We start from the raw sequence: 25,384 nt of genomic DNA on the forward strand, positions 1-25,384 counted from the left end.
CTGTGCGCTCACGGGCGGCCTCCCTTGCCGAATTCATCCACATCCACATGCGGGGCGGACGGCATCGGGCCGGTCCGCCAGCTGCGCAGCTGGTAGACGTAGGACAGCACCTGGGCGACGGCGGAATACAGTCTCACGGGAATTTCCTTTCCGAGTTGCCCCTCCCGATACAAGGCGCGTGCCAAAGGCGGGGCAGAGACAATGGCGACCTTGTTGCCGTCGGCCACTTCACGGATGCGCAGGGCGGTTTCATCCACGCCCAGGGCGACCACGGTGGGGGCGCCCATGCTGCCGCCCTCGTATTTCAGGGCCACCGCGTAGTGGGTGGGGTTGACCACCACCACGTCGGCGGTAGGCACCGCTTCCATCATCCGGCGGTTGGCCAGCTGCTGCTGCATGTGGCGGATGCGGCCCTTCACCTCGGGGCTGCCTTCGCTTTCCTTCATTTCCCGGCGCAGCTCTTCACGGGTCATCTTCAGCTTGCGCATCCAGTTCCAGCGCTGGTACGGGGCATCGATGGCGGCCAGCACCAGCATGGCCCCGGCCGCGGCCAGCAGCAGCTTCAGGGTGAAGCCCAGGCCGTGGCCGATGGCCGATTCCAGCGGCTGGTTCAGCAGGCCGCGCAGGCTGTCGAAGCTGGCGGCGAAGACCAGCATGGCCGAGGCGCCGACGAAACCCATGCGCAGCAGTGACTTGGTGAGTTCGGCCAGGGCTTCGGCACCCCACATGCGCTTCAGCCCGGACAGCGGGTTGAGCCGGTTCGCGTCGGGGACAAGCGACTTGTTCGACCAGCGCAGGCCGCCCATCGCCACCGGCGCCAGGAAGCTGGCCAGCAGGCAGACCAGCAGCAGCGGCCAGCAGGCCATCATCAGGCGCAGGAACAGCATGCCGAAGTGCCCGAACAGCAGCTGCGGGTTCTGCCACAGGGCCGGTTCGGGGCTGAGCGCGGCACGCATCCAGGCACGGCCGCCGGCCCCCAGCGAGGCGGCGCTGGCCATGATGGCGATGATGCCGGCACCGAACACGGCCACGGTCGCCAGCTCCTTCGAGCGCGGGATGTTGCCCTGTTCGCGGGCTTCACGCAGGCGCTTTTCTGTTGGCTGTTCGGTTTTTTCGCCTGCGTCTTCGTTCTCGGACATCACGGGCACTGCGGCTGGGGTTGCCGGGGTGCGTGCAAGAAGTGTTCCGTGATGGCGCTACCGGAGGTGCAGCGGGTCCCTGTAGAGCCGAGCCCATGCTCGGCTGCCCTTCGCGTGTGGCCTGACCCAGCCGAGCGCAGGCTCGGCTCTACAAGGGCGCATTGCCGTTGGGCGGCGGGCTCTGCGCCAGCTCCACCCGTGGCCGCGGCAGATCGTGCAGCTGCATGAAGCGCGCCGCATCCACCGGCCGGCCCAGCAGGAAGCCCTGCAGGTAGTCGCAGCCCAGCCGCTCCAGGTAGGCACGCTGGGCCGCGGTTTCCACACCCTCGGCCACGATGTCCATGTCCAGTGCGTGGCCCAGCGCCACGATGGCCGACACGATCACCACGTCCTCGGCGCTGTGTTCCAGGTCGCGCACGAAGGCGTGGTCGATCTTGATCTCGGTGGCCGGCAGCCGCTTGAGGTACAGCAGGCTTGAATAACCGGTGCCGAAATCATCGATGGAGATGCCCACGCCCAGTGCCGACAGCGCCTGCAGCAGGCGCAGGCTGGTATCGGTATCGCGCATCACCGCGCTTTCGGTGATCTCCAGCACCAGCTGGCGCGGCGTGATGCGATGGCGCTCGAGTACTTCGGTCACGTCCTGCAGCAGGTGCGGCGAGCCGAACTGCACCGGCGACAGGTTGACCGACATCGACCAGCCGTCGTGGCCGGCGTCGTGCCAGCGGCGCAGCTGCGCGCAGGCCTGGTCCAGCGCCCAGCGGCCGATCTCGTTGATGGCGCCGCTGCGCTCGGCCAGGCGGATGAAGCGGTCCGGCGGGATGAGGCCGTGTTCGGGATGGCGCCAGCGGATCAACGCCTCGGCGCCGGCCACCCTCTGCGTGGCCACCTGGATCTTCGGCTGGTAGTGCAGGAACAGCTGGTCGCTGCTGATCGCCCGGCGCAGGTCGGCCAGCAGGCGGAACTGCTGCTCGGCGCTGTCGTTCATCCAGTCGGCGAACATCACGAAGGCGTTGCGGCCCGATTCCTTGGCCTGGTACATCGCCGCATCGGCAAAGGCCATCAGCTGCCGCTCGCTGGCGGCATGGTCGGGGCAGATCGCCACGCCGATGCTGGCGGTCACCTGCAGCTCGCTGTCGGGCAGGAGCGGGGCGCTGCCCACCGCCTGCAGGATGCGCCGGGCCAGGGTGGGCAGGTCCTCGTCGTGCTCGATGCGGACCACCAGCACGAATTCATCGCCGCCCAGCCGGGCCAGCAGGTCGTTGGGCCGCAGCAGCTGGCGGGTGCGTTCGGCCACGGCCACCAGCAGCGCATCGCCGGCCTGGTGGCCATAGGCATCGTTGACCTGCTTGAAGCCATCGAGGTCCATGAACATCACCGCGAACCGGCTGCCGCCCTGTTCGGCCTCGGCCAGCGCCTGCACGATGCCCCGCTGCAGCAGCAGCCGGTTCGGCAGGCGGGTGAGCGGATCATGCAGTGCGGCCTGGGTCAGTTCCTGCTGGGCATCGGTCAGCGAGGTGCTCAGCATCGAATTGCGCAGGCGCAGCAGTTGTGCCTCCACCCGCTGGTCCATCCAGGACACCACCAGCACCACGGCGAGGATGGCCACGGTGAGCACCACCACCAGCATCGCCAGCCAGGTGTTCTGCAGGCCATCGCCCACCGCCGCGCCGCAGACGCTGCCTTCGGGGAAGCGGGCGGCGGCCATGCCGGTGTAGTGCATGCCGACGATGGCCAGGCCGAGCAGGCCGGCGGCCGCCAGCCGGTCGACGCTGCGGGTGTGCTGCGCGCGCAGGCGGAAGGCCACGTACAGCGCCACCCACGAGGCAGCCACGGCGACCAGCAGCGACAGTGCCAGCCAGGCCGGGTCGTAGTCGATGCCCGGGTTCATGCGCAGGGCGGCCATACCGACGTAATGCATGCCGGCGATGCCGATGCCCATCAGTATCGCGCCACCGGCCAGGCGCGGATGGGGCAGCGTGCGCAGCGACACCAGCCACAGCGCGAACACCGAGGCGGCGATGGACATGCCCAGAGAAAGCAGGGTGATCGGCAGGTCGTAGCCCAGCGGAATGGGCAGGTCGAAGGCGAGCATGCCGATGAAATGCATGGACCAGATGCCCAGGCCCATGGCGAAACCACCCCCCAGCCGCCACCACCAGGTAGCGCCTTTGCCGGGCGCGGTGACCGTGCGGCCGGCCATGGCCAGCGCGGTGTATGACGCCATCACGGCGACCAGCAGCGACACCGCTACCAGCCACGGGTTGTACGTGCCTACCAGCATTCGTCTTTCTCCCGGACCTTCCTGTCGACGGAAAAACTACGTTGGGGCATGGATGAGGCAGGCAGTCCGCACGGACTGCCGGATGCGGCGCCCCCCGGTCGCCGCCTATTCACTCTACCGTGCTGCCCGGGGGGCAGGGCAAGCGGTAAAGCGTGATGATGGCGTCATTGTGTGACGGCGCCCGCCGCTTCGAAGGCTGCATCGAACAGGCGCTGCACCGGCGGACCCATCTCACCCACCAGCAGGGCCAGCAGGAACAGGCCCAGCAGCAGCGACACCGGCAGGCCCAGCTGGATCGGATTCATCGCGGGCGCGGCACGGGCCAGCACGCCAAACGCCAGGTTCACCGCCAGCATCGCCACCGTCAGCGGGATGGCCAGGGTGAGGGCACCGCGCAGCGCGGTCAGCAACAGGGTCGGGGCGATGGTGAAGAAGGCGTTCGGATCGGGCAGGGGCGCGCCGATGGGCAGCGCGCGATAGCTGTCCACTACCAGCGAAATCAGCGCAAGATGGCCATTGGCGGTGAAGAACAGCAAGCCGAACAGCAGGTAGAACCACTGGCCGATGACGCCCGAGGTGCCGCCGCGCAGGGGGTCGCTCATCTGTGCGAAGGCCAGGCCGGTGCCCTGTGCGACCAGTTCGCCGGCCAGCGCACCGGCCTCGAAGATCAATCGCAGCATGAAGCCGATGGACACGCCGATGGCCAGCTCGCGGGCGATGGTCAGCACCGTGGCGGCGTCGAAGCCGGTCCAGTCCGGTACCGGAGGCAGCAGCGGCGCCAGGGCGATGGACAGGGTGCCGGCCAGGATCACGCGCACGCGTCCCGGCACCGCGCGGGTGCCGATCATGGGCATGGCCATGGCCACGGCACCGATGCGCAGCATCGTCCACAGCACCGTGGCGATCATGCCGAAGGCCTGCAGGCCGTCGGCAGCCATCTGGGTGGCGGCATCCATCAGCGCGCAGGCCCTAGCCGATCAGGTGTGGAATGCGCTGGAACAGCAGCGTGGTGAATTCGACCAGGTGGCCGATCAGCAGGCTGCCCAGCGCGAACAGCACCGCCGTCAGCGCGGCGGCCTTGGCGACGAAGGCGATGGTCGGTTCGTTCAACTGGGTCGCGGCCTGGACCACGCCCACCACCACGCCCACCACCAGCACGGTGAGCAGCAGCGGGCCGGCCACCCACAACACGGTGATCAGGCCGCCACGCAGTTCGGTCAGGGCAAGTTCGGGAGACATCGTTGTTCCATCGGTAGCGCCGGGCCGTGCCCGGCGGCGCGTGTTCGATTCACGCGGGATTGATTCACGCCGGATTGAAGCTGGCCGCCAGCGTTCCCACGGTCAGCACCCAGCCATCGACCAGTACGAACAGCAGGATCTTGAACGGGGCCGAGACCAGCATCGGCGACAGCATCATCATGCCCATCGACATCAGCACGCTGGCCACGACCAGATCGATGATCACGAACGGGATGAAGATCAGGAAGCCGATCTCGAAAGCGGTCTTCAGTTCACTGGTGACGAACGAGGCAACCAGCACCGGGAACGGGATCGCGTCGGGGCTGGCGTAGGTGCCGTGCCCGGCGATGCCGGCGAAGGTCATCAGGTCGGTCTCGCGGATCTGCGCCAGCATGAAGCCGCGCAGCGGCTGGGTGGTCATGGTCCAGGCGGTCTGGAAGTCGATCTCGCCGTTGAGGTAGGGCGCCATGCCCGTGCTCCACGCCTTGTCCCAGGTGGGCATCATGATCATCGCGGTCAGGAACAGGGCCAGGCCCATCAGCACCTGGTTGGACGGCGTCTGCCCCGTACCCAGCGCCTGCCGCAGCAGGCCCAGCACGATGATGATGCGGGTGAACGAGGTCAGCACCAGCAGCATCGACGGGATCAGGGTGATCGCCGTCATCAGCAGCAGGGTCTGCAACGGCAGGCTGACCGGCGCACCGCCGATCTTGCCGACGTTGACGTCGGGCAGTGCAACCGGCGCGCCGGGCGCTGCGAACGCCAGCGCGGGCAGCAGGCACAGGGCGATCAACAGCAGCCACGACAGCGCGGTGGCAGGGCGGGTACGGGCGACACGCATGTCAGGGATCCTTGCGCAGCCGCTGTTGCAGCAGCTGGGCGAAATTCGGCAGGTTCTTCAGGTCCGGCACGCGCACCGGGGTCGGTGGCGGCAGCGGCTCGGAAAGGGTGTGCAGGGCGTTGATGCTGCCGGCGGTGACGCCCAGCAGCAGCTGCTGGCCATTCACCTCCACCACCACCACGCGTTCCTTGGCGCCCACGGTCAGGGTGGCCACCAGCTTCATGCCTTCCGGTGGGCGGAAGCCGCTGCCCGGCATGCGCTTGAGCAGCCAGCCGAGGCCGACCACCAGCGCCAGCACGGCCAGCAGCGCCAGCACCGCGCCGAACAGGCTCGGTGCGCCGGCGGCATGCTGGCCGATCTGCGGGGTGGTCTTCGCAGCGGCCTGGGCAGTGGCGAGCAGCAGGCTCAACGCAGTCTCCGGATCCGCTCGCTCGGGCTGACCACGTCGGTCAGGCGCACGCCGAAGCGGTCGTTGATCACCACCACTTCGCCATGGGCGATCAGGGTGCCGTTGACGAACACATCCAGCGACTCACCGGCACCGCGTTCCAGTTCCACCACCGAGCCCTGGTTGAGCTGCAGCAGGTTGCGGATCGGCAGGCGGGCGCGGCCGACTTCCAGCGACAGGGTCACCGGCACGTCGAGGATCACGTCAAGGTTCAGGTCCGGACCGATCGACTCGTCGGCCTGCAGGCTGCTGAACTGGGCCGGGGTCGGTTCGAGGGCGTCGATATCGTTCATTGCGGGTCTTCCTGGATGACGGGTACGCGCGGGCGGGTGCCCGGCGGATGGGTAGCGGTGATCTTCACGGCGTTCATGCCGTTGGCGATGCCGAATTCGCCGGTGAACACGGGGATGTTCTCCACGCACAGCGGCACCTGCGGGTTCAGCTCGATCGGCAGGATGTCGCCCACCTTCAGCCGGGTCAGGTCGCGCAGGGTCATGCGCTTGCTGGCCAGCACGCTGGACAGGGTCACTTCGGCGATGTTGAGCTGCTCGCGCAGCATCACGCCCCAGCTGGCGTCGCGGTCGTTGCGGTCGCTCTGGATGCCGGCGTCGAGCAGTTCGCGGATCGGCTCGAGCATCGAGTACGGCAGGGTGACGTGGATGTCGCCGCCACCGCCATCGAGTTCGACGTGCAGGCGGCACACCACCACGTACTCGCGCGGCGTCACGATGTTGGCGAAGTGCGGGTTGATTTCCGAATTGATGTATTCGAAATCCACCTCCATCACCGGCGCCCACGCCTCGCGCAGGTCGGCGAAGGTCTGCTTCAGCAGCAGCTGGATCACCCGCATTTCGGTGGCGGTGAATTCGCGGCCTTCGATGCGGGTGGGGTAGCGCCCGTCACCACCGAAGAAGTTGTCGACGATGGCGAACACCAGGGTCGGCTCGAACACGATCAGGCCGGTGCCACGCAGCGGCTTGAAGCGGATCAGGTTCAGGTTGGTCGGCACATACAGCGAGTGCATGTAGTCGTTGAACTTGATCAGCTCGATGCCGCGCACCGAGAGTTCTGCCGAGCGGCGGATCAGGTTGAACAGGCCGATCCGCCACAGGCGCGCGAAGCGCTCGTGGACCATTTCCAGGGTCGGCATGCGACCGCGGATGATGCGGTCCTGGCTGGCGAAATCGTACGAACGGGCTTCGCCACTGGGCGCCTCCGGCTCGGTTTCGACCGCGCCACTGTCCACGCCATGGAGCAGGGCATCGATCTCATCCTGGGACAGCAGGTCATTCATCGGGGGCAGCCCTTACTGGGTCACGAAGCTGGTGAACAGCAGATCGTCGGCACCGTTGTTGCCGGTCTCGGCCTTGAGCACCTTCTGCACTTCGGCCAGCGCATTGGCCTGCAGCTTCTGCTTGCCGGCGATATCGGCGATCTGGTCGGAGGTGACCTGCGAGAACAGCATCAGCAGGCGTGCGCGGATGGCCGGGGCGTGCGTCTTGATCGCTTCCAGCGCGGCCGGATCGCGGGTCATCAGCTGCACTTCCACCTGCAGGTAGCGCGGGCCGTCCATCGAGCCGTTGAGGTTGACCACGAAGGCCGGATCCAGCGCGAAGTACTGGGCCGGGGCCGGGGTCGCGCCCTTCTTCGGGGCTTCGGCGGTCTTGTCTTCGTGCTTGGACTGGGTGAAGAACCAGACGCTGCCGCCGGCGGCACCTGCGGCCAGCACGGCCACCAGGGCGGTGATCAACAGCGGACTACGCGGCTTGGCGGTCTTGTCCTTGTCGGCGGTCTTCTTGGTTTTGTCAGCGGCTGCGGCCACGAGGTGAAGCTCCTGAGGGTTGCTTCACCGGGATATGCAAGGAGCGTGCCGCAACGCGACGGGCAGCGGGCGACGGAATTCCGTCGGCACGCCGGGCCAGGCCCGGCGCTGCCGTCAGGCGTAGGCGTCCAGCAGGCCGCGCTGGCGGATCAGCTGTGCAGCCGACATCGTGGCCTCGCCCCGCGACGGTTCTCCGTCGCCACCGCCCAGGCCCGTGCCGCCGCCCGGCGACGACGACGGACTGCCGTCGCCACTGTTCTGGTGGCCGACGTCGGCATGGGCGAGCTGGAAGCCCTGTTCGCCCAGCAGTTCGCGCAGGCGTGGCAGGCTGCTTTCCAGGGCCTGGCGCACGTCCACGTGCGGGCTGCTGAAACTGGCGTGGACCTTGTCGCCGTTCATCTGCAGGCGGACGTCCACCGGGCCCAGGTCCTCCGGGTTCAGGCGGATATGGGCGTGGCCGATTTTCTGGTCCGCCAGCCAGCCGAGGCGCGCGCCGATGGCCTGGTCGAAGCCGTCGTCGCCCAGGGTCGGGGTCGGCGTCGGTTCGCCATTGAACGCTGCGGTGCTGGCCAGCGCTGCTTTCAGATCCTGCAGGGCGGCAGGCAGCGGGGCCTGCAGCGGGGCGGGCGGCGTGCGATCGCCGATCAGCAGGCTGTCGGCGTCGTCAGCAGCGTCCAGCGCCTGCTGGCCCAGGATCATGTCCGGCAGTTGCTGGGTCGTGATCTCGCCGTCGCTGTCCGCCATTGCAGCGGTCGCTGCCGGGGACGCGGGCGCGCCGGCCGCCAACGGTGCGGCCGCCGGGAGTGTCGGGGCGGCTGCGGGCAGGCCGGCATCAACGCCAGTGGCGCTGGCCGCGGGCGTAGAGGCAACCCCGTCGGTGGGCACCGGTACCGCCAGCACCAGGCCGGCCAGGCCGAGCGGCGGCCACGGCGCATCGTCGCCCTCGCTCGCCGTGTCCTTGTCGTCCGCAGCGGGTGACGTGGGGGGCGAGGCGGCCGTCGCCGCTTCAGTCGGCGTGGTGTCACTGTCGGTTGCGGCGCTGGACGGCTTGTCTGCGCTGCCATCCGGGTTGGCAGGCGCGCCATGGGACGGCGCGCCCGCTTTGCCTGGCTGGGCCTTGCTGGCCGGCGGTGCCTTCGCGGCGGTTTCGGGCGAGCCCTGCAGCATCTGCCCGAATTCCTTGCCGCTGCCGGTGCTGCGCGCGCTGCTGGAGCCGGTGCTGGGGGTGCTGCCGGTGCCGGTGCTGCTGGACAGTGCGGAGGGCATCACGTGCGGCCTCCCTGGTCGCCGCCGTCCGGTTCCGCCGTCTGCGCCAGGCGCGCACGACGGGCGCCGATGTCATCCATCTCGCGCTGGTCGCGGCGGTCGGTCACCACCTTTTCCTGGGCACGGTAGCTGGCGGCCAGCTGTTCCAGTACGGCCTTGTCACGACTGGCGAGGATCAGGCGTGCGCGTTCGGCTTCCACCTTTTCGCGGTTGCCGTTCACCGTGGCCTGCTGCTGCTCCACGGCGCTGTCGAGGCGGTCGAGGAACGCGCGCCGGTTCAGCAGCTGCGCGGGACTGGTCGCGGCCATCTGCGCGTTCGCGTACTCCTCCGCATAACGGCGAAGCTCGTCCAGGCGCGACAGGTGGGTGTCGAGCACGCGCTGGCGCTCGGCCAGGTCGCGGGCCACGGCGTCTTCGTGTTCCTGGGCCCGCTTCAGCAGGGGATCGATGCGCTTGGACTGTTTCATGGTTCGGCTCTCTTAATCCACCAGGCGCTGCAGCGCCGCCTGGCTGTGCGGAAGATCGGCGGCCTTGGCCACGTCCTGGCCGAGGAACTCCATGATTTCCGGCCAGCGTTCCAGGGCTTCGTCGGTGGCGGCGTCGTTGCCGCGCTGGTAGGCACCGATTGCGATCAGGTCGCGGTTGGACGAGTAGGCCGAGACCAGGCGCTTCAGCTTGCGGATGCGCAGGCGCCACGGTTCGTCGGCGATTTCCGTGACCACGCGGCTGACCGACGATTCGACGTCGATGGCCGGGTACAGGCCGCTGTCGGCCACCCGCCGCGACAGCAGGATGTGGCCGTCGAGGATGGCGCGCGCCGCGTCGGCGATCGGATCCTGCGGGTCATCGCCTTCGGTCAGCACGGTGTAGAAGGCGGTGATCGAGCCACGGCCCTTGGCACCATTACCGGCGCGTTCCACCAGCGCCGGCAGCTTGGCGAACACCGAGGGCGGGTAGCCGCGGGTGGTCGGCGGCTCACCCACCGACAGGCCGATCTCGCGCTGGGCCTGGGCGAAACGGGTCAGCGAATCCATCAGCAGCAGCACGTTCAAGCCCTGGTCGCGGAACCACTCGGCGATGGCCGTGGCACGGTAGGCGCCGTGCAGGCGTGCCAGCGGCGGCCGGTCGGCCGGGCTGGCCACCACCACGGCGCGGCGCAGGCCTTCCTCGCCCAGCGTGGTTTCGACGAAATCGCGGACTTCGCGGCCACGTTCACCAATCAGGCCGACCACGATGACGTCGGCAGCGGTGTAGCGGGTCATCATGCCCAGCAGCGTCGATTTGCCGACGCCGGAACCTGCGAACAGGCCCACGCGCTGCCCGCGACCGATCGGCAGCAGGGCATTGATGGCGCGCACGCCCACGTCCAGCGGCTGGGTGATCGGTTCGCGCGCGAGCGGGTTGATCGAAACGCCGGCCATGCCGACGTGGCCCTCGGCGCGGATCGGGCCCTTGCCGTCCAGCGGCACGCCGTCGCTGTCGATCACGCGGCCCAGCAGGCCTTCGCCCACTTCCACACCGCCACGGCGCGCCGAGGGCACCACGCGTGCGTTGGGCAGCAGGCCGTGCAGTTCGGCGCTGGGCATCAGGTAGGTGCGCTCGCCGGCAAAACCGACCACTTCGGCATCGACCCAGCCACCGTCGACCACTTCCACCTTGCAGCTGGCACCCAGCGGTGCCTCGCAGCCCACGGCTTCCAGGGTCAGGCCCACCGCGCGGCGCAGCACGCCCTCGCGGATCAGGCCGCGGCCATGCGCGGTGTCCACGCGCAGGCCATCCAGGCGGCGGGCCAGGCGCAGGTTGCGGGCCACGGCCCAGTCGGCCGGCGGCGGGGGCAGGTTCGTCTCGGGGGTCATGGGGTGGCTCCGGTCTGGCGGATCACCGCGTCCAGCGCGCCGCGCAGGCGTGCTTCCAGCGTGCCGTCGATGCGCACTGCTTCGGCGTGCACGCGCAGGTCGCCACGGCTCAGGCTGGTATCGGGCACCAGGCGCTGGGTGGGCGTCAGGCTCATCAGCGGCGCAAGCGCGGCGATGTCGTCCGGGTGCAGGCGCACTTCCACTTCACGCGTGCTGCCGCCTACTGCGTCCACCGCTTCGCCCACCAGCTGCACCAGCAGCGCCGGGTCCGCCTCGTAGGCGCGACCGACCAGCGCACCGGCGATGCGCACCGCCAGTTCGCCCAGGGCGCCGACCACTTCGTTTTCCAGCCGCACCAGCGGCCGGCTGAAGTTGTCGAGGATGCCTTCCATCTGCGCGACCAGGCGGCGCACTTCGGCCTGGCCCTGGCCGTAGCCCTCGGCGTGGCCGTGCTGGAAACCTTCCTTCTCGGCGCTGTCCTGGATCGCCTGGATTTCCTCCAGCGTCGGCAGCTGCAGGACCGGTTCCGGCTCGTGCTCAGGGTCCGGCTCGGTGAGCTCGAAGATGTCCTCCTGCTCCAGCTGCGGTTGCGGCTGGGCCAGCAGGTCGGGGGCAAGCCAGCGCACGACGTTGCTCACAGCATGGCCTCCGCGCTGCCACCGATGGTGACGGTGCCCTCATCGGCCATGCGCTTGACGATGGCCAGGATCTCGCGCTGCGCGCCTTCCACGTCGGACAGGCGCACCGGGCCACGGGCTTCCATGTCTTCCAGCAGGATTTCGGCCGCACGCTGGGACATGTTGCGGGTGATCTTGTCGCGCACCTTGATGTCGGCGCCGCGCAGGGCCAGGCCCAGGCGCTCGCCGCTGACTTCGCGCAGCACCAGCTGCATCTCGCGGTCGTCCAGGTCCACCAGATCGTCGAACACGAACATCAGGTCCTGGATGCGGCCACTGAGCGGCGCATCGATGCGCGCGATCTCGCCCAGGATCGCCTGGTCCTGGCCGCTTTCCATGAAGTTGAGGATGTTGGCCGCGCACTGCACGCCGCCGATGTTGGACGACTTCAGGTTCTGGTTGCCGGCGAACTGGCGCTCCATGATCTCGTTGAGTTCGTTCAGCGCGTTCGGCGGAATGCCGTCCAGGGTGGCGATGCGCAGCAGCACGTCGACGCGGGTGCGGTCGGGCAGCAGCTTCAGCGCATCGGCGGCCTGGTCGGTTTCCAGGTGAGCCATCACGATGGCGATGATCTGCGGGTGCTCGTTGCGCACCAGGTCGGCCACCGCACGCGGGTCCATCCACTTCAGCGCGTCCAGGCCGGTGGTGTTGCGGCCCAGCAGGATGCGGTCGATCAGGCCGCTGGCCTTCTCGCTGCCCAGCGCCTGGATCAGCATGTTGCGGATGTAGTCGTCCGAGCCCACGCCCAGCGAGGTCTTCGAGCCCAGTTCCTGGTTGAACTGGTCCATCACCCGGCCCACCTGGTCGCGGGTGATGTCGGTCATGGTCGCCATGGCGATGCCGATCTTCTGCACTTCCTTGGGTTCCATGTGGCGCAGCACTTCGGCCGCGTCCAGTTCACCCAGTGACAGCAGCAGCACGGCAGCGCGCTGCACGCCCGTCAGTTGTACGTCAGTCATTGGCCACCCAGCCCTTGACCACCTGGGCCACGCGCTTGGAGTCGGTCTTCACGGCTTCACGGGCCATCCGCAGTCGTTCCTCATATGAATCCACCGGCAGGGCCAGTGGGTCCGCCCCGGCCAGGCTGACGCGGTCAGCGCCCAGCGCGGGCAACGGAGCGCCATCGTCATCCACCAGCTGTACGTCCGCGGTGTGCGGCTCCAGCTCGGTGTTCTCGTCCTTCTTGTTCTGCCCGGTGATGCCGCGCAGGGCAGGGCGCAGCACGCCAAACAGCAGGGCCAGCACCACCACCGCGCCCAGCAGCATGCGGCCGGCATCGAACACCCACGGCAGTTCCCACCAGGCCGGGCCTTCAACCGGGGTGGTGTCGCGCACGAACGGCGCGTTCATCACCGACACGGTGTCGCCACGTTCGGCGTTGAAGCCCACCGCCTGCTTCACCAGCGCTTCGACGCGGGTCAGCTCGGCAGCGGCCAGCGGCTGCGGGGTGACCTTGCCGTTGGCACCGGCGCGCGGCACGTTGTCCACCAGCACCGCCACCGAGACGCGCTTGATGCGGCCGGCCGGCTGGCGGGTGTGCTGCAGGGTGCGGTCCAGCTCGTAGTTGCGGGTGGCGTTCTTGCTGCTTTCGGTCGGTGCCTGCGCGGTGGGCGGTGCGGCCTGCTGGCCCGGCGGGCTGTTGCTGGTCGCGCCCGGCACGCCCTGCGGGCCCGGGGTGCTGGTGGTGTTCTCGCTCATCTGCTCGCTGCGCAGCTTCTGCGGTTCACCGTTGTAGAGTTCGCGGGCTTCCTCGGTCACCGAGAAATCCATGTCCACGCTCACTTCCGGGTTGACGCGGCCGGGGCCGGTCATCGGTTCCAGCAGCTCGCGGATGCGCTGGTTGAACGAGGTTTCCTGGCGGCGCACCTGCTCGAACTGGGCGGCGTTGACAGCCGCTTCGCTGTTGGGGTCGCTGACGCTGAGCATGCGCCCGCTCTGGTCGACGATGGTCACCCGTTCCGGGGCCAGGTCGGGAATGCTGGCGGCCACCATGTGGACGATGGCGTCGACCTGGCTGCGCTCCAGCTGCTGGCCACCGCGCAGTTCCAGGGTGACCGAGGCACTGGCCACGTCACGCTGGCGGGTGAAGGCGCTGGGCTTGGGAATGGCCAGGTGCACGCGCGAATCGCGCACCGGGCGCAGCGTGTTGATGGTGCGCGACAGCTCGGTTTCCAGCGCGTGCTGGTAGCGCGCGCTTTCGACGAACTGGCTGACGCCGAAGCCGGGATCACGTTCCATCAGCTCGAAGCCGAGCTTGCCGCTGTCGGTCAGTCCGGAGCCGGCCAGCTTCAGGCGGGCATCGTGCAGGTTCTTTTCCGGCACGGTGATGCCACCGGTGGCCGGGTCCAGCTCGAACGGAATCTGTGCCGCGCGCAGCAGGTCGGTCGCTTCTGCGGTCGCCTTCTGGTCCAGGCCGGTGTACAGCGGGACCATGCCGGGCTTCTGCGACCAGAAGAACACGAACAGGCCTGCCGCCACCGCCACCGCGATCATCGCCATCAGGCCCAGGCGGCGGGTGATCTGCAGACTCTGCAGGCGGTCGAACCACTGCCCGGCCTTTTCGGCGTTCAGGGTTTCCTTGGAGAGCGTCAGTGCCATGCGTCAATGTTCCTTACAGCGGCATGTTCATCACGTCCTGGTAAGCCTGGACGAGACGGTTGCGGACTTCCACGGTGGCGCGGAAGGCGATCTGGGACTGCTGCGAGGCGACCATCACCTTGGCCAGGTCGGCGCCGGGTTCGCCCAGTTCGAAGGCCTTGGCCAGGGCGCCGGACTTCTGCTGGGCGTCGTTGACGCCGGCGATGGCGCCGCGCAGGGTCTCGGTGAAGCTGGCGGGCTGGACCTGCGGTGCATCCAGCACCGTGCCCGGCAGGGCATTGCTACGCGGCGCTTCGGCCAGCGGATTGAGCGCCGCCGGCTGTCCCATCTGGGTCTGATAGGAGCGGATCTGGGAGAGGATCGAAGTGACGGAGTGGGACATCTGCAACGGTTCCAGAAACAGGGATGGGGGTGTTCGCTGGAGCAGTTGCAAGCGGCGTGCCGAAACCGGTTTTCGATTCAGTGAGGTGAGGGTGGGGGTGTTGGCAGGGCTGCGCTGTTGTTGGTGGGTGCCGACCGTTGGTCGGCAACGGAAGAACAACGGCAAGAGCTGGCTATCCGTGGGTTGGCGGGGGGGGGGGGGGCGGTTGGGGGGGACGCTGCAAGTACGTCCCTGTAAGCTCGGTCGCCGCATCCATGCGGCTCACGCCCCCTCAACCGGACCCACCCCGCCTTCGACAGATTTCCGCGACCTGTTGGGACCTGCTGCTGATGGTGGTGCTTCTGATGAGGGTGGGTGCCGACCGTTGGTCGGCCTGCTGCCGTTGGTGGGTGCCGACCGTTGGTCGGCACAGGCTCTGACCCCCATGGAGGCGTCATTTAACCGGCGTCGGTTTTCCGGCCTGGGGCTGCAGGGTCCAGCGGCCGGAATTCTGGCGCTGGCGCGGTGCGATGGGGCCGTCGTGCTGGGTGTAGATGAATCGGCCCTGCTGGTCGCTCAGGCAGGTCAGCAGCAGGGTGTAGTGGGCGGGGCCGGCCGGGTGGTCTTCAGTCATCCGGATCTCAGCGATGTGCGGGGCCAGTCGCTGGTAGCGGTAGCTGCCGCCGATGCGCAGGCCGGTGCCGAGGATGTCCAGCACGTACTGGTTGCCGGCAAAGCTGACCTGCACCATGCGCCCTGCGTTGGGGTTGTCGGGCGCATACAGCGGGTCGCTGAGGTTGGTGAACTGGCGCTGGTCCAGCGTGGTGGGCAGGCTGCAGTCGGCAGCGGCAGCCAGGGCCGGGCAGAGCAGGGCGGCGAGCAGGGTGCAGCGTCGCATGGTGGGACCTCCTTTGGGTGTCCCTGCAATGCACCGCAGTTCGGGGTCGGTTGTCTTTAGGAAAACTTGTAAACGCAATGCAGGCCGGACCCCTTTACAGAGGAAAGGGCTCCGACCCAACCCGGGACCGGGGCCGGGGCCGCAGAGCGGGTTTAAGTCGATTGCTACCAGGGATAGCCGAGATCGATTCCGAGCGACCGGTGTAGTTCCACCTTCTCGGATGAAAGAGGAAAGAACCCTTCTGACAGCTCGTAAAGGCACGTGGGCCAGAAGCTGCTCTCGTCCGCCATTGAAGCCGCATCGCAGATCCGGAACGTGGCCTCTAGTTCCGTGAGCGTGGATTCCGCCAAGCCACCACTGGAGTTCAGCAGAGGTCGGATTGCTGCCATGAACGCGCTGTGGAATGCTGCGAAGCTACGCAGATCTGAATTGCAGTATTGGGGCGCTGCTTCGGAGCTGATTGGAAGCAGTCCTACTGAACCATCTTTCAGGTCCGCGAAGAACAGTCCGCCCAACACGCGTCCGAAGATCGCCAGGGTGCGATCATCAGTCTCGTGTCGCAGCAGGCGCGGATCGAACATCGTGTTGTTGTTGGCATACGGCGCAAGACGGTCCGATAGCCGCTGCGCTTCAAGCAGGAGAGGGGAGTGGTCGATCTCGTCCTGACTGATTGGCGTGAGGTCAAGCGTTGGCGGTCTGGTTTTCTTCATCCGGGCCAAGCTACCGGGATATTTCACCGGTGCCTTTAGGAGAAGTTGCAAACGAGGGCGTGTCGCTGAATCCCCTATCCACGCATGGCGTGGATCTACTGACTGGGATCGCGCGGGGTCAGAGCCCTCCCTGCGGGAGGGATCCGACCCCGGCTTCGTGGGCTCAGCCGGCCAGTTCAGCCTGCTCGCGTTCGATGCCGTACTTGCGCAGCTTTTCCACCAGGGTGGTGCGGCGCAGGCCAAGCAGCTGGGCGGCGTGGGCGACCACGCCCTGGGTGCGTTCCAGGGCTTCGTTGATCAGGCCGAGTTCAATCGTGGCCATGTGGTTGCGCAGGTCCAGGCCGTCGTCCGGCAGGGCTGCAGGCGCGCTGCCACGGTTCACGGCGATGCCGTGTTCCAGCGCCGGCTGGCCGCCGCTGCCGGGGGTGTGGAAGGAGAAGCTGCGCAGGTCCAGGCGTTCCTCGCTGGCGGCCACCGGCGCCGGCGCGGGGGGCGCCACCGGTGCCAGCGCGGCATCGCCACGGTAGCGGGCCGGCAGATCCTGCACGCGCACCGAGCCACCCGGATGCAGCACGGCCAGGCGCTCGACCAGGTTGGTCAGTTCGCGCACATTACCGGGCCACTCGTAGCTGGCCAGGGCCTGCAGTGCTTCGGGGGTGAAACGCACTTCGCCGCGGCCGGTGCGGCCGAGCTGCATGGCGATGGTTTCCACCAGCGCCGGCAGGTCTTCGCGACGCTCGCGCAGCGCCGGCACTTCGATCGGGAAGACGTTGAGGCGGTAGAACAGATCCTCGCGGAACTTGCCTTCGGCGATGCGGGTTTCCAGGTCGCGGTGGGTCGCGGCGACCACGCGCACGTTGCAGCGGATGGTCTGGTTGCCACCGACGCGCTCGAAGCTGCGCTCCTGCAGCACGCGCAGCAGCTTCACCTGCATCGGCAGGCTCATGTCGCCGATCTCGTCCAGCAGCAGGGTGCCACCTTCGGCCATTTCAAAACGGCCCTTGCGGGCGGTCAGCGCACCGGTGAAGGCACCCTTTTCGTGGCCGAACAGCTCGCTTTCCAGCAGGTCGGCGGGAATGGCGCCGCAGTTGATCGCCACGAACGGGCCATCCCGGCGCGGCGAGCGCTGGTGGATCGAACGCGAGACGACTTCCTTGCCGGTGCCCGATTCGCCCAGCACCAGCACGGTGGTGTCGAAGGCGGCCACCTGCTCGATCATGGTGCGCAGCCCGGTCACGGCCGGGCCGTTGCCGGTCGGGCCCTGGTCCTGCACGGCACCGGCCTGGTGCTCGGCATCCAGGCGCTTGAGGCTGGCGCGGCGCAGCAGGGCTTCCATCTGCGCATGGCGCAGCGGGGCTTCCAGCGGCCAGATGTTGGCTTCGTGCAGGCCGTGCTGCTGGGCAAACGCCGCAGCTTCACCGTCGGCCAGCAGCACCGGCGGCGGCAGGCTGCTGCCGCCCAGCCAGGCGTACAGCGCGGTACTGGCAGCGCTGTCGTCCAGGCTGCCGACGATCACCGCCATCCAGTCGTTCTGGCGCTGGCGGCCCAGGTCGAAGTCGGCCGCGTCGGAGACCCAGCGCGGGTTGAAATCCATGAATTCCAGCAGGGCAACGGTGCGCTCGGCACGCACGGCGTCGTTGTCCAGCACAAGGATGCGCGATTCACTCACGATCGATCCTCCCTGAGGCCTTCCAGGATCGGCATGACTTCCTGGATGTACGACAACTTGCTGACGAAATTGTCGGCGCCGGCGCGCAGCGCGTGCTCGCGGTGCTCGACGTCGTCGAAGTGGCTGGCGATCACGATGTACGGGGCATCGTCCTGCGACTTGATCAGGCGGGTGGCCTGCAGGCCACCCATTTCCGGCATTGCCAGGTCCATCAGCACCACCTGCGGGCGCAGCGACTCGGAACGCTCGATCGCTTCCAGGCCGTTGCCGGCGCTGCCGACGATCTGCAGCCAGTCGATCTTGCGGAAGTGGCGCATCGCCGCGTTGATGAATCCCTCATGGTCATCGACCAGCAGAACTGTGAGCTTGTTCATGTCCAACATCCTTTTCAGCCCACGCGGGCCAGCTGTGGTTGCCTGGCGCTGAGCCGGCGCCGTTCGCGGGCCGGGGCGATATCCAGTTGTTCGCGGTATTTTGCGACGGTTCGGCGGGCAATGTTCACCCCCTGGCGCGACAGCAGGCCGGCAATGGCCTCGTCAGCCAGCGGGCGACCGGCCGGTTCGGCGTCGATCAGGCGCCGCACCATGGCCTTGACGGCCTGGCCGGAGACGCTGGCGCCTTCCAGGCGCACGGCGAAGAAGTGCTTCAGTTCGAAGGTGCCGCGGGGGGTCTGCAGGAACTTGCCGGTGGTGATGCGGGACACCGTGGATTCGTGCATGCCGATCGCTTCGGCCACTTCCTTCAGGGTCAGCGGTGCCATGGCTTCCTCGCCACGCACCAGGAACGCGGCCTGGCGCTCGACGATCACCCGCGCGGTGCGCAGCAGGGTGTCGTAGCGCATCGACAGGCCGCGGCTGAACCAGCGTGCTTCCTGCAGCATCTCGCGCAGGGCCGGGGCGGCGTCGCTGGTTTCGGCCAGCGCCTGTTCGTACTGGCTGTTGATCGACACACGGCGGCTGGTGGCCGGGTTCAGGGCCACCTTCCACTGCTCATCGGCGTGCCAGGCGACCACGTCGGGCACCACCACCGCATTGCGTTCGGGCAGCAGGCTGTCGCCCGGGCGCGGCTGCAGTGACAGGATCAGGCGCACGGCCTCGCGCACGTCGTCCACTTCGGCATCGTGCTGGCGGGCCAGGGCAGGGTAGTCGTGCGCGGCCAGGGCTTCCAGCGCGCCTTCCAGGATGCGTGCGGCCAGGTGCCGGGCCGGCACCACGCCGTGCAGGCTGTACAGCTGCGCCAGCAGGCCTTCGCGCAGGTCCTGCGCGGCCATGCCGGCCGGTTCGCCGTGCAGCAGCTGCTGGCGGATGGCTTCCACGCCGGCGCCATCGATATCGAACTGCGCACTGGCCAGCAGCTGCAGCTGGTCCAGCGGGGCCTGCAGGTAGCCGGCTTCGTCGCAGTGCTCCAGCCAGAAGGCCGCCACGGCCAGCTCGCGCTCGTCCAGGTCCAGGGCCAGGCGCTGCAGCACGCGCAGCTGCGGGTCGCTGGACTCGCCCGCGGCGATGCGGGCCATGCGGTCGTCGTCGCCGTCCTGCCAGCTGCTGCCGGCCACGTCCCACATGGACGACTCGGGCAGCTCATCGAAGGCTGCCGTTTCCAGGGTGGTGGTGCTGGCGTCGGTGGCGTCGGCCGCCGGTGCTTCAGCGTCCTCGATTTCCAGCAGCGGGTTGGAATCCAGCAGGCGCTGGATTTCCTGTTCCAGGTGCAGGCCGTCCAGTTGCAGCAGTCGGATCGACTGCAGCAGCTGCGGCGTGAGGTGAAGCGTCTGGCCCAGCTGGGTCGAAAGTGCAGCCTTCATTTCAGTTCCCCGGCGCCGCTCCCCGACGCCTTGTGGAACACATCTTGCTTTTGATCCCGGGCAGGCGGAATCGGGGGGTTCCTGAGTGCGCTGGTGGTATTCCCGACAGTTTGTAGGGGTATCCCCTACAGCGTCGCGGGAAGTTGACGAAGTCCTGCGCCAAGTTGTTGATTTGTGGTGATTGGGCTGCGTGCCCGGGGAGCCTGTGTGTACGGAATTCCGTCAGGGCGTGTCGGGGTGACGGAATCCTGTCGTCGCTGCACGGGCCGGAAAGGGGGGTAGAGTCGACTGTCAGTCGACTCCCGCGCAGACCGCAGTCGACCAACGGTCGACGCTACCGAGGCAGAGGGCGCGAAGCGCAGTCGACCAACGGTCGACTCTACTCGAGCTCGTGCTGGTGCCGTGCTGCCAGCAGCAGCAGGTCGTTGGCGCGGCGGCAGCCGAGCGACTCCATCATGCGGGCGCGGTGGGTCTCCACCGTTTTCACGCTGATACCGAGGTCGGCGGCGATTTCCTTGTTGCTCTCACCCTTGCCGATGCGGCGCAGGATCTCGCGCTGGCGCGGCGACAGGGCGGCGATGCCGGTGGGCTTCTCGCGGCCCAGCATCGGCGCCAGCATCTTGGCCGAGATCTGCGGGCTGAGGAACACTTGGCCGGCGTGCGCGGCGCGCAGCGCCAGCTCCAGCTCCTGCGGGGCGGCATCCTTCACCACGAAACCCACGGCGCCACGGTCCAGTGCATCGCGCACGTGGGCGGCGTCGTCGTGCATGGTCATCATCACGATGCGCGTACCGGGCGAGCGCAGGCGGATGTCGCTCAGCGCTTCCAGGCCGGTACGGCCGGGCAGGGACAGATCCATCAGGACCACGTCGGGGGCGTGTTGCAGGGCCATCTGCAGGGCCTGTTCGGCGTTGCTCGCCTCGGCCACCAGCTGCACATCGGCAAACCCCTGCAGCAGTCGCGCCAGGCCGGCCCGAACCAGGGTGTGATCGTCGACGATGAGAACTCGCACAGGTACGTTGCTGGTCCGTGAGGGGAGACCACCTTAACTTAGCTGAACGGGCACGCCAAGGGCCGTCCGTCCCGCTGCCGGGTGGCAGGTTTCAGCGCGCTCGCCGCGCTTCGGCAACCTGACGCCGATGCAAACGGAACAAGTGCCGTTCCATGGCCATTTCCAGGCCATCGCCAAGGCGGTTGAAGCGCAGCCACAGGAAGTGGCCGCCGCTGCCATCGGCTGCTTCGGCGATCACGTCTACCGGCAGGTCGATGTTGTCGGGCAGCCAGTCGCTGGGCTGCAGGCGTACCACCCCGGCCTGGCCGGGCAGGGCGCCGCTGCGCGGGCCCAGCTGCAGGCGGATGCCGCGGCGCGACCAGCGCACCGGGCGCAGTGGCAGGTCCTGGCCCTGCTGGCGCACCAGGCGGCCCAGCAGCACCATGGTCAGGTCCAGCTTGGCTTCCAGGCGCTGGATCTGCAGGCTCGCTTCGCTGCGTTCGTCGTGCTCGTCCCCGCGGCTGTCTTCCACCAGCGCCAGGCTGCGCAGCAGGCCTTCGGCACTGCTGGTGCGGCCCGCCGCGCTGCCGGCCTGGAACTCGGCCGGCAGGGCCAGTTCGCAGCTGAGCGTTTCATCAAACAGCTCGCTCTCGGCAGGGTGGTGCAGCGACGTGGTCGGCAGCAGGGTCATGCCAGCGATTCTGCCTTCAGGTACGCATGGGCGGCGCGAAGGGAGCGGCCCGTGTGCTTGAGGTGTGCGGCGGCTTCGTCGCGCAGGCCGATCATGCGGGCCAGCACGCGCTGCTGGTGGTCGCGCAGGGCGAGGATGGCCTCGTTGCTGGGGCGCTCGACCACCATCGACAGTGCGGCCACGGCCTGCAGGTGCTCGGCCATCAGGCGCTCGCTGGTGTCGTAGTCATCGCCCGGCAGGCTGGCGTCGAGCGTGTCCAGCGAATCGTGCAGTGATTGCAGGTTCACGGTGCCACCGCCTTGACGTGGCGCTGGTCGGCCGGAATGGCGTTCCAGGCCGAATCGATTTCGACCATCAGGCCCAGCGCTTCCTGCAGCGCGGTGGAATCGTTGTGCAGGTTGCCTTCGGTCAGGCGCATGATGACGAAGTCGTACAGCGCCGACAGGTTGCCGGCGATCTCGCCACCAGCTTCGTGGTCGAGCGAGCCATGCAGGTGGCCGACGATCGCACAGGCTTCGCCGATGGCCTTGCCCTTGCGCGCCTGGTCATTCTGCTGCAGCGAGGCTTCAGCGGTGCGGATGCGCTCGCATGCACCGGCCAGCAGCAGGGCCACCAGCTTGTGCGGATCTGCGTCCACGACCGAGGTGGTCACACCGACCTTGCGGTACTGCTCGGCGAACTGCCGATTGGAACCGTACATATATGGAATCTCCTGGAATGCCTGCCCATCCGCGCGGGTAGGGGCATGGGTTCGGCACGGGGTCTAACGTGTTATCGGCGCAGGTGGCGTGCTACTTGAGTGCCACCTGCACGGGAAAAGCGCGTGGATCAGCCGAGCTGGTCGATCAGCGAGCCGCTGGCGGACTGCATCTGCGAGACCATCTTTTCCATCGCGGTGAACTGCTTGGTGTAGCGGTCGGACACTTTTTCCATGCTCTTGTCGAGATCGTCCAGCTGCTTTTCCAGCGCCTTGATCTGCTTGTTCAAGGTGGCCTGGCGCTGGGTGATCGTGCCGCTGGTGGTATCCAGGGTGCTCTTCATCAGCTCGGTCATCGGCTTGGCCAGCGCGCCTTCGGCACCGAACAGCTTGTTGGCCGCTTCCGGGTTCTTCGACAGTGCGGTGTCCAGCTTGGCCGCATCCAGGCTCAGGGTGCCATCGGCGGCGATGGTCAGGCCCAGGTCCTTCAGATCGTTGACGTTGCTGCTCAGCTGCGTGCGCAGCTGCTGCTGCAGGCCGCGCACCATGGCATCGCCGGTCATCGTCGAGGCGGTGTTGGTTTCGGCGTTGTAGGCGCTGGAGCTCTTCAACGTCGACTGGATCGAGTTGTAGGCGGTGATGAACGCGTTGAGGTTGGTTTTCAGCGTGCTGTTGTCAGGGGCGATGGTCAGCGTCTGCGGCTCGCCTTCCTTGGCCTTGGTCAAGGTCAGGCTGACACCGGGCACCAGGTCGGTGATGGTGTTGGAGCTGCTGGTACGGGTGAAGCCATCGACCACGACCACGGCATCCTTGGCCGGCACCATTTCGCTCATCTTCGAGGCGTCGGTGCCGTCATAGACCAGGCTGGACAGCCCGCCATTGCCGCCGCTGGCGCTGACCTTCAGCGCGCCCTTGGTGCCCGAATCGACGGCGGTGAGCACCAGGTGCTGGCCATCGTCGGCGGTGACCACCGCAGCGGTGACGCCCTTGCTCTGCGCGGCCGAGTTGATTTCCGCAGCGATCTTCTCCAGCGTCGCGCCGGCTTCGATCTCCACGTTGATGGTCTTGTCGCCGTAGGCAATCGACAGCGTACCGTCGCCCACGACGGCATCCTTGGTGTAGGCCTGCGAGCTCAGCTTCTGGTTCTGCGCCAGCGATTTGACTTCCACCTGGTGGGTACCCGCTGCGGCCTTGCCGGCCGTGGTGCTGGTATCCAGCGCGGCGGTGAAGTTCGACTCGGTGGGCGTGGTGAGCTTCATGCCGGGCTTGGCCATGCCCGTCACCAGCGTCTTCAGCGCCGTCTGCAGGGTGGTCATGCCGCTCTTGATGGTGCCCAGCGCCGACAGTTTGGCGCTGGCCGCAACACCGGCCGAGTTGATCTGGTTTTCGCGGGGCTCGCGTTCCTTGGCTGTCAGCTGGGCAACCAGCGAGGGAATGTCGAGACCTGTACCAATCGTGCCGATGGCCATGCGGGGAATCCTTGTTCTTGGACGGGCCGTTCAGGTGTCCTGCACCTGCTATCGGCCGGGGATGGGCGAGCTTGAGCGTTGAAACGCTTCCCCACCCGGTGCAAGGCGCGTGCCAACCGGCCGCCGGGCACGAAGAAGGGGGCTTTCGCCCCCTTCCCGTTACTGCAAGGTACTACCGCTGGATCAGCGCAGCAGGCTCAGCACGTTCTGGCTGGACTGGTTGGCCTGGGCCAGCATGGCGGTACCGGCCTGCTGCAGGATCTGGTTGCGGGTCAGCTCGGCGGTTTCCGAAGCGTAGTCCACGTCGCGGATGCGGCTGCGGGCTGCGGACATGTTCTCCGACGAGGTGTTCAGGTTGGCAACCACCGAGGTGAAGCGGTTCTGGATGGCGCCCAGGTCGGCACGGGCCGAGTTGATCGAGTTCAGGGCTGCGTCCATCGCCAGGATGGCGTTGTCTGCACCGCCGACCGAGGAGATGTCCAAATCGGCGAAGCCGGTCTTGGCACCGCCAGCGGCGTAGTTGGTGGTGGCAGCGGCGGTCAGGCCGGTCTGCTCCAGCAGGTCGGCAGCGTCGGTCGAGCCAGCAACGCCCACGGTGAAGTCGCCTTCCTTGCCGGTCAGCTGCACCTTGCCCTCGACCAGCGCTGCGCTGACGCCGGTTTCGTGCGTCTTGGCGTTCACAGCGTTGACCAGCTGGGTGGCGCGATCGCCAGCCGAGCCGACCGCGGTCAGGTCGATCTGCACCGCCGAGGTGGCAGCGCCATCCAGCGTGCCGGTGATGGTGAAGCTGGCGGCGCCGAACTTCGACGGGATCGCAGCTTCGCCAGCCACACCGTTGGTGCTGGCGGCGGTCGGGCCAGCGAAGCCCGGGGCGGTGGTGTAGGCGGCGCCAGCGACGGTCTGGGCGCGGGTGAAGTTGGTGCCGTCAGCGCGGGAGACCGTCAGGCTGCCCGCGGTGATGGCGCCAGCGATGGTGGTGGCCGCACCCAGGTCCAGGCTGAAGCCGTTGACGGTGCCGGTACCGTCGGCGCCGAAGCCGGCGGTGACGAAGGCAGCGGCGTTGCTTGCTGCATCCGAAGCGCCCGTCACGGTGACAGCCAGGGTGGCGCTGCCTGCAGTGAAGGTCTGGGTAACGCTGCTGGTCGCATCGCCGCCGGCGGACGCGGTGAATGCACCCATGGCCTTGGTGGCGGCAACAGCCGGGACAGCGGCGACGGCATCACCGTTCGGCACAACGCCGGTGGCGGTTGCCGAGGTGGTGGCGCTGGTCCAGTTGCCGAGCTTGCTGATGTTGGCGTTGGCAACCTGCGAGATGTTGATCGTCTCGCCCTGGTTGGCGCCGATCTGGAAGGCCTGGTTGGTGAAGCTGCCGTCCAGCAGGCTGGTGCCGTTGAAGTTGGTCTGCTCGGCGACGCGCTGGATTTCCTGCTTCAGCAGCTGCACTTCGGCGTTCAGCGCCTGGCGGTCGGAAGCGGAGTTGGTGGCGCTGCGCGACTGCACGGCCAGTTCACGGACGCGCTGCAGGTTGTTGCCGATTTCACCCAGGGCGCCTTCAGCGGTCTGGGCCAGCGAAATACCGTCGTTGGCGTTGCGGGCAGCCTGGTTGGCGCCGCGGATCTGGGTGCTGAAACGCTCGGAGATGGCCAGGCCGGCGGCATCGTCCTTGGCGCTGTTGATGCGCAGGCCCGAGGACAGGCGCTGAATGGTGGTGGCCAGGTTGGTGCCGCTGGTGCTCAGGTTGCGCTGGGCGTTCAGCGACATGGTGTTGGTGTTGATGACTTGTGCCATGGTGCGGTTTCCTTGTTGGCAGTGTGTCCGGCAGAGCAGCCTGACCGGTTTCGGGGGGCAGTGGCTGGCTTCCCCCCAAGGGGTGTGCTACCGCTGCTGAAATCAATAACGGCACTACCCCTCCGGCCTTTAGGAAAGTTTC

At 67.8% G+C, this 25,384-nt stretch carries 27 protein-coding genes; all 27 read right to left on the reverse strand.

Features of this window, described 5'->3' with window-relative positions:
- Positions 1-8 precede the first annotated feature (8 nt).
- The 27 genes from flhB to C1927_RS10690 all read right to left on the reverse strand — a co-directional run bounded on the left by flhB (position 9) and on the right by C1927_RS10690 (position 25,242).
- The gene (gene flhB / locus C1927_RS10560; protein WP_079221810.1) at positions 9-1,139 is read right to left on the reverse strand and encodes a flagellar biosynthesis protein FlhB; all 1,131 of its coding nucleotides are present in this window, start codon (positions 1,137-1,139) and stop codon (positions 9-11) included.
- A gap of 148 nt (positions 1,140-1,287) precedes the next feature.
- Positions 1,288-3,423, reverse strand: a complete 2,136-nt coding sequence (locus C1927_RS10565; protein ID WP_108746644.1) for a bifunctional diguanylate cyclase/phosphodiesterase — start codon at positions 3,421-3,423, stop codon at positions 1,288-1,290.
- 164 nt (positions 3,424-3,587) lie between these two features.
- Positions 3,588-4,379: a flagellar biosynthetic protein FliR gene (gene fliR, locus C1927_RS10570; RefSeq protein ID WP_079221812.1), complete on the reverse strand. Its 792-nt coding sequence runs from the start codon at positions 4,377-4,379 to the stop codon at positions 3,588-3,590.
- A 13-nt stretch (positions 4,380-4,392) separates the two neighbouring features.
- A complete protein-coding gene (locus C1927_RS10575; RefSeq protein WP_005413254.1) occupies positions 4,393-4,662 on the reverse strand; it encodes a flagellar biosynthetic protein FliQ in 270 nt (89 codons plus the stop codon).
- A 64-nt stretch (positions 4,663-4,726) separates the two neighbouring features.
- Entirely contained in the window at positions 4,727-5,503 is a 777-nt protein-coding gene (fliP, locus tag C1927_RS10580) for a flagellar type III secretion system pore protein FliP (RefSeq protein ID WP_079221813.1), read from the reverse strand.
- A gap of 1 nt (position 5,504) precedes the next feature.
- A complete protein-coding gene (gene fliO, locus C1927_RS10585) occupies positions 5,505-5,912 on the reverse strand; it encodes a flagellar biosynthetic protein FliO (protein WP_079221814.1) in 408 nt (135 codons plus the stop codon).
- Complete coding sequence (fliN, locus tag C1927_RS10590; RefSeq protein WP_079221815.1) at positions 5,909-6,244, reverse strand: flagellar motor switch protein FliN; 336 nt, start codon at positions 6,242-6,244, stop codon at positions 5,909-5,911. The genes fliO and fliN overlap by 4 nt, the downstream gene beginning before the upstream one ends.
- Positions 6,241-7,245, reverse strand: coding sequence for a flagellar motor switch protein FliM (fliM, locus tag C1927_RS10595; RefSeq protein WP_079221816.1), 1,005 nt, complete (start codon positions 7,243-7,245; stop codon positions 6,241-6,243). Before fliM ends, fliN begins: the two co-directional genes overlap by 4 nt.
- Positions 7,246-7,257: 12 nt before the next feature.
- Complete coding sequence (locus C1927_RS10600; protein WP_108746645.1) at positions 7,258-7,773, reverse strand: flagellar basal body-associated FliL family protein; 516 nt, start codon at positions 7,771-7,773, stop codon at positions 7,258-7,260.
- Between the two features lie 114 nt (positions 7,774-7,887).
- The gene (locus C1927_RS10605) at positions 7,888-9,039 is read right to left on the reverse strand and encodes a flagellar hook-length control protein FliK (RefSeq protein ID WP_108746646.1); all 1,152 of its coding nucleotides are present in this window, start codon (positions 9,037-9,039) and stop codon (positions 7,888-7,890) included.
- On the reverse strand, positions 9,039-9,506 hold the full coding sequence (gene fliJ / locus C1927_RS10610; protein ID WP_108746647.1) for a flagellar export protein FliJ: 468 nt from the start codon (positions 9,504-9,506) through the stop codon (positions 9,039-9,041). Before fliJ ends, C1927_RS10605 begins: the two co-directional genes overlap by 1 nt.
- Before the next feature lie 12 nt (positions 9,507-9,518).
- Positions 9,519-10,895: a FliI/YscN family ATPase gene (locus C1927_RS10615; protein WP_079221820.1), complete on the reverse strand. Its 1,377-nt coding sequence runs from the start codon at positions 10,893-10,895 to the stop codon at positions 9,519-9,521.
- Positions 10,892-11,500, reverse strand: a complete 609-nt coding sequence (locus tag C1927_RS10620) for a FliH/SctL family protein (protein WP_174208724.1) — start codon at positions 11,498-11,500, stop codon at positions 10,892-10,894. Before C1927_RS10620 ends, C1927_RS10615 begins: the two co-directional genes overlap by 4 nt.
- 29 nt (positions 11,501-11,529) lie before the next feature.
- Positions 11,530-12,516, reverse strand: coding sequence for a flagellar motor switch protein FliG (fliG, locus tag C1927_RS10625; RefSeq protein ID WP_079225218.1), 987 nt, complete (start codon positions 12,514-12,516; stop codon positions 11,530-11,532).
- Positions 12,517-12,523: 7 nt separating this feature from the next.
- On the reverse strand, positions 12,524-14,170 hold the full coding sequence (gene fliF, locus C1927_RS10630) for a flagellar basal-body MS-ring/collar protein FliF (protein ID WP_108746649.1): 1,647 nt from the start codon (positions 14,168-14,170) through the stop codon (positions 12,524-12,526).
- Between the two features lie 13 nt (positions 14,171-14,183).
- Positions 14,184-14,552, reverse strand: a complete 369-nt coding sequence (gene fliE, locus C1927_RS10635; protein ID WP_108746650.1) for a flagellar hook-basal body complex protein FliE — start codon at positions 14,550-14,552, stop codon at positions 14,184-14,186.
- A gap of 433 nt (positions 14,553-14,985) precedes the next feature.
- Positions 14,986-15,429: a hypothetical protein gene (locus C1927_RS10640; RefSeq protein ID WP_108746651.1), complete on the reverse strand. Its 444-nt coding sequence runs from the start codon at positions 15,427-15,429 to the stop codon at positions 14,986-14,988.
- A gap of 164 nt (positions 15,430-15,593) precedes the next feature.
- The gene (locus C1927_RS10645; protein ID WP_108746652.1) at positions 15,594-16,139 is read right to left on the reverse strand and encodes an SUKH-4 family immunity protein; all 546 of its coding nucleotides are present in this window, start codon (positions 16,137-16,139) and stop codon (positions 15,594-15,596) included.
- Positions 16,140-16,302: 163 nt separating this feature from the next.
- The gene (locus tag C1927_RS10650) at positions 16,303-17,808 is read right to left on the reverse strand and encodes a sigma-54 dependent transcriptional regulator (RefSeq protein WP_079221826.1); all 1,506 of its coding nucleotides are present in this window, start codon (positions 17,806-17,808) and stop codon (positions 16,303-16,305) included.
- Positions 17,805-18,182, reverse strand: coding sequence for a response regulator transcription factor (locus C1927_RS10655; RefSeq protein WP_049460600.1), 378 nt, complete (start codon positions 18,180-18,182; stop codon positions 17,805-17,807). Before C1927_RS10655 ends, C1927_RS10650 begins: the two co-directional genes overlap by 4 nt.
- Positions 18,183-18,196: 14 nt before the next feature.
- Positions 18,197-19,606: an RNA polymerase factor sigma-54 gene (rpoN, locus tag C1927_RS10660; RefSeq protein WP_079221827.1), complete on the reverse strand. Its 1,410-nt coding sequence runs from the start codon at positions 19,604-19,606 to the stop codon at positions 18,197-18,199.
- Positions 19,607-19,985: 379 nt separating this feature from the next.
- Positions 19,986-20,618 (reverse strand): response regulator transcription factor, encoded by a 633-nt coding sequence (locus C1927_RS10665; protein ID WP_079221828.1) that lies wholly within the window; start codon positions 20,616-20,618, stop codon positions 19,986-19,988.
- A gap of 91 nt (positions 20,619-20,709) precedes the next feature.
- Positions 20,710-21,288 (reverse strand): PilZ domain-containing protein, encoded by a 579-nt coding sequence (locus C1927_RS10670; protein ID WP_079221829.1) that lies wholly within the window; start codon positions 21,286-21,288, stop codon positions 20,710-20,712.
- Positions 21,285-21,575, reverse strand: coding sequence for a hypothetical protein (locus C1927_RS10675; RefSeq protein ID WP_079221830.1), 291 nt, complete (start codon positions 21,573-21,575; stop codon positions 21,285-21,287). Before C1927_RS10675 ends, C1927_RS10670 begins: the two co-directional genes overlap by 4 nt.
- Positions 21,572-21,988, reverse strand: a complete 417-nt coding sequence (gene fliS, locus C1927_RS10680) for a flagellar export chaperone FliS (RefSeq protein ID WP_079221831.1) — start codon at positions 21,986-21,988, stop codon at positions 21,572-21,574. Before fliS ends, C1927_RS10675 begins: the two co-directional genes overlap by 4 nt.
- Positions 21,989-22,116: 128 nt before the next feature.
- A complete protein-coding gene (gene fliD, locus C1927_RS10685) occupies positions 22,117-23,454 on the reverse strand; it encodes a flagellar filament capping protein FliD (protein ID WP_079221832.1) in 1,338 nt (445 codons plus the stop codon).
- 183 nt (positions 23,455-23,637) lie between these two features.
- Complete coding sequence (locus tag C1927_RS10690) at positions 23,638-25,242, reverse strand: flagellin (protein WP_079221833.1); 1,605 nt, start codon at positions 25,240-25,242, stop codon at positions 23,638-23,640.
- Positions 25,243-25,384: the final 142 nt, after the last annotated feature.

It is taken from the genome of Stenotrophomonas sp. ZAC14D1_NAIMI4_1, from assembly GCF_003086775.1.
Taxonomy (GTDB): Bacteria; Pseudomonadota; Gammaproteobacteria; order Xanthomonadales; family Xanthomonadaceae; genus Stenotrophomonas.

What these genes read in the sequence shown, in the direction of transcription:
- fliM (WP_079221816.1), bottom strand. Translation starts at nt 7,245, where the DNA reads ATGAATGACCTGCTGTCCCAGGATGAGATCGATGCCCTGCTCCATGGC.
- C1927_RS10690 (WP_079221833.1), bottom strand. Translation starts at nt 25,242, where the DNA reads ATGGCACAAGTCATCAACACCAACACCATGTCGCTGAACGCCCAGCGC.
- fliR (WP_079221812.1), bottom strand. Translation starts at nt 4,379, where the DNA reads ATGGATGCCGCCACCCAGATGGCTGCCGACGGCCTGCAGGCCTTCGGC.
- flhB (WP_079221810.1), bottom strand. Translation starts at nt 1,139, where the DNA reads ATGTCCGAGAACGAAGACGCAGGCGAAAAAACCGAACAGCCAACAGAA.
- fliP (WP_079221813.1), bottom strand. Translation starts at nt 5,503, where the DNA reads ATGCGTGTCGCCCGTACCCGCCCTGCCACCGCGCTGTCGTGGCTGCTG.
- C1927_RS10670 (WP_079221829.1), bottom strand. Translation starts at nt 21,288, where the DNA reads ATGACCCTGCTGCCGACCACGTCGCTGCACCACCCTGCCGAGAGCGAG.
- C1927_RS10565 (WP_108746644.1), bottom strand. Translation starts at nt 3,423, where the DNA reads ATGCTGGTAGGCACGTACAACCCGTGGCTGGTAGCGGTGTCGCTGCTG.
- fliS (WP_079221831.1), bottom strand. Translation starts at nt 21,988, where the DNA reads ATGTACGGTTCCAATCGGCAGTTCGCCGAGCAGTACCGCAAGGTCGGT.
- C1927_RS10645 (WP_108746652.1), bottom strand. Translation starts at nt 16,139, where the DNA reads ATGAAGAAAACCAGACCGCCAACGCTTGACCTCACGCCAATCAGTCAG.
- fliJ (WP_108746647.1), bottom strand. Translation starts at nt 9,506, where the DNA reads ATGAAACAGTCCAAGCGCATCGATCCCCTGCTGAAGCGGGCCCAGGAA.
- C1927_RS10575 (WP_005413254.1), bottom strand. Translation starts at nt 4,662, where the DNA reads ATGTCTCCCGAACTTGCCCTGACCGAACTGCGTGGCGGCCTGATCACC.
- fliD (WP_079221832.1), bottom strand. Translation starts at nt 23,454, where the DNA reads ATGGCCATCGGCACGATTGGTACAGGTCTCGACATTCCCTCGCTGGTT.
- fliE (WP_108746650.1), bottom strand. Translation starts at nt 14,552, where the DNA reads ATGTCCCACTCCGTCACTTCGATCCTCTCCCAGATCCGCTCCTATCAG.
- C1927_RS10615 (WP_079221820.1), bottom strand. Translation starts at nt 10,895, where the DNA reads ATGACCCCCGAGACGAACCTGCCCCCGCCGCCGGCCGACTGGGCCGTG.
- rpoN (WP_079221827.1), bottom strand. Translation starts at nt 19,606, where the DNA reads ATGAAGGCTGCACTTTCGACCCAGCTGGGCCAGACGCTTCACCTCACG.
- fliN (WP_079221815.1), bottom strand. Translation starts at nt 6,244, where the DNA reads ATGAACGATATCGACGCCCTCGAACCGACCCCGGCCCAGTTCAGCAGC.
- C1927_RS10605 (WP_108746646.1), bottom strand. Translation starts at nt 9,039, where the DNA reads ATGCCCTCCGCACTGTCCAGCAGCACCGGCACCGGCAGCACCCCCAGC.
- C1927_RS10640 (WP_108746651.1), bottom strand. Translation starts at nt 15,429, where the DNA reads ATGCGACGCTGCACCCTGCTCGCCGCCCTGCTCTGCCCGGCCCTGGCT.
- C1927_RS10655 (WP_049460600.1), bottom strand. Translation starts at nt 18,182, where the DNA reads ATGAACAAGCTCACAGTTCTGCTGGTCGATGACCATGAGGGATTCATC.
- fliF (WP_108746649.1), bottom strand. Translation starts at nt 14,170, where the DNA reads ATGGCACTGACGCTCTCCAAGGAAACCCTGAACGCCGAAAAGGCCGGG.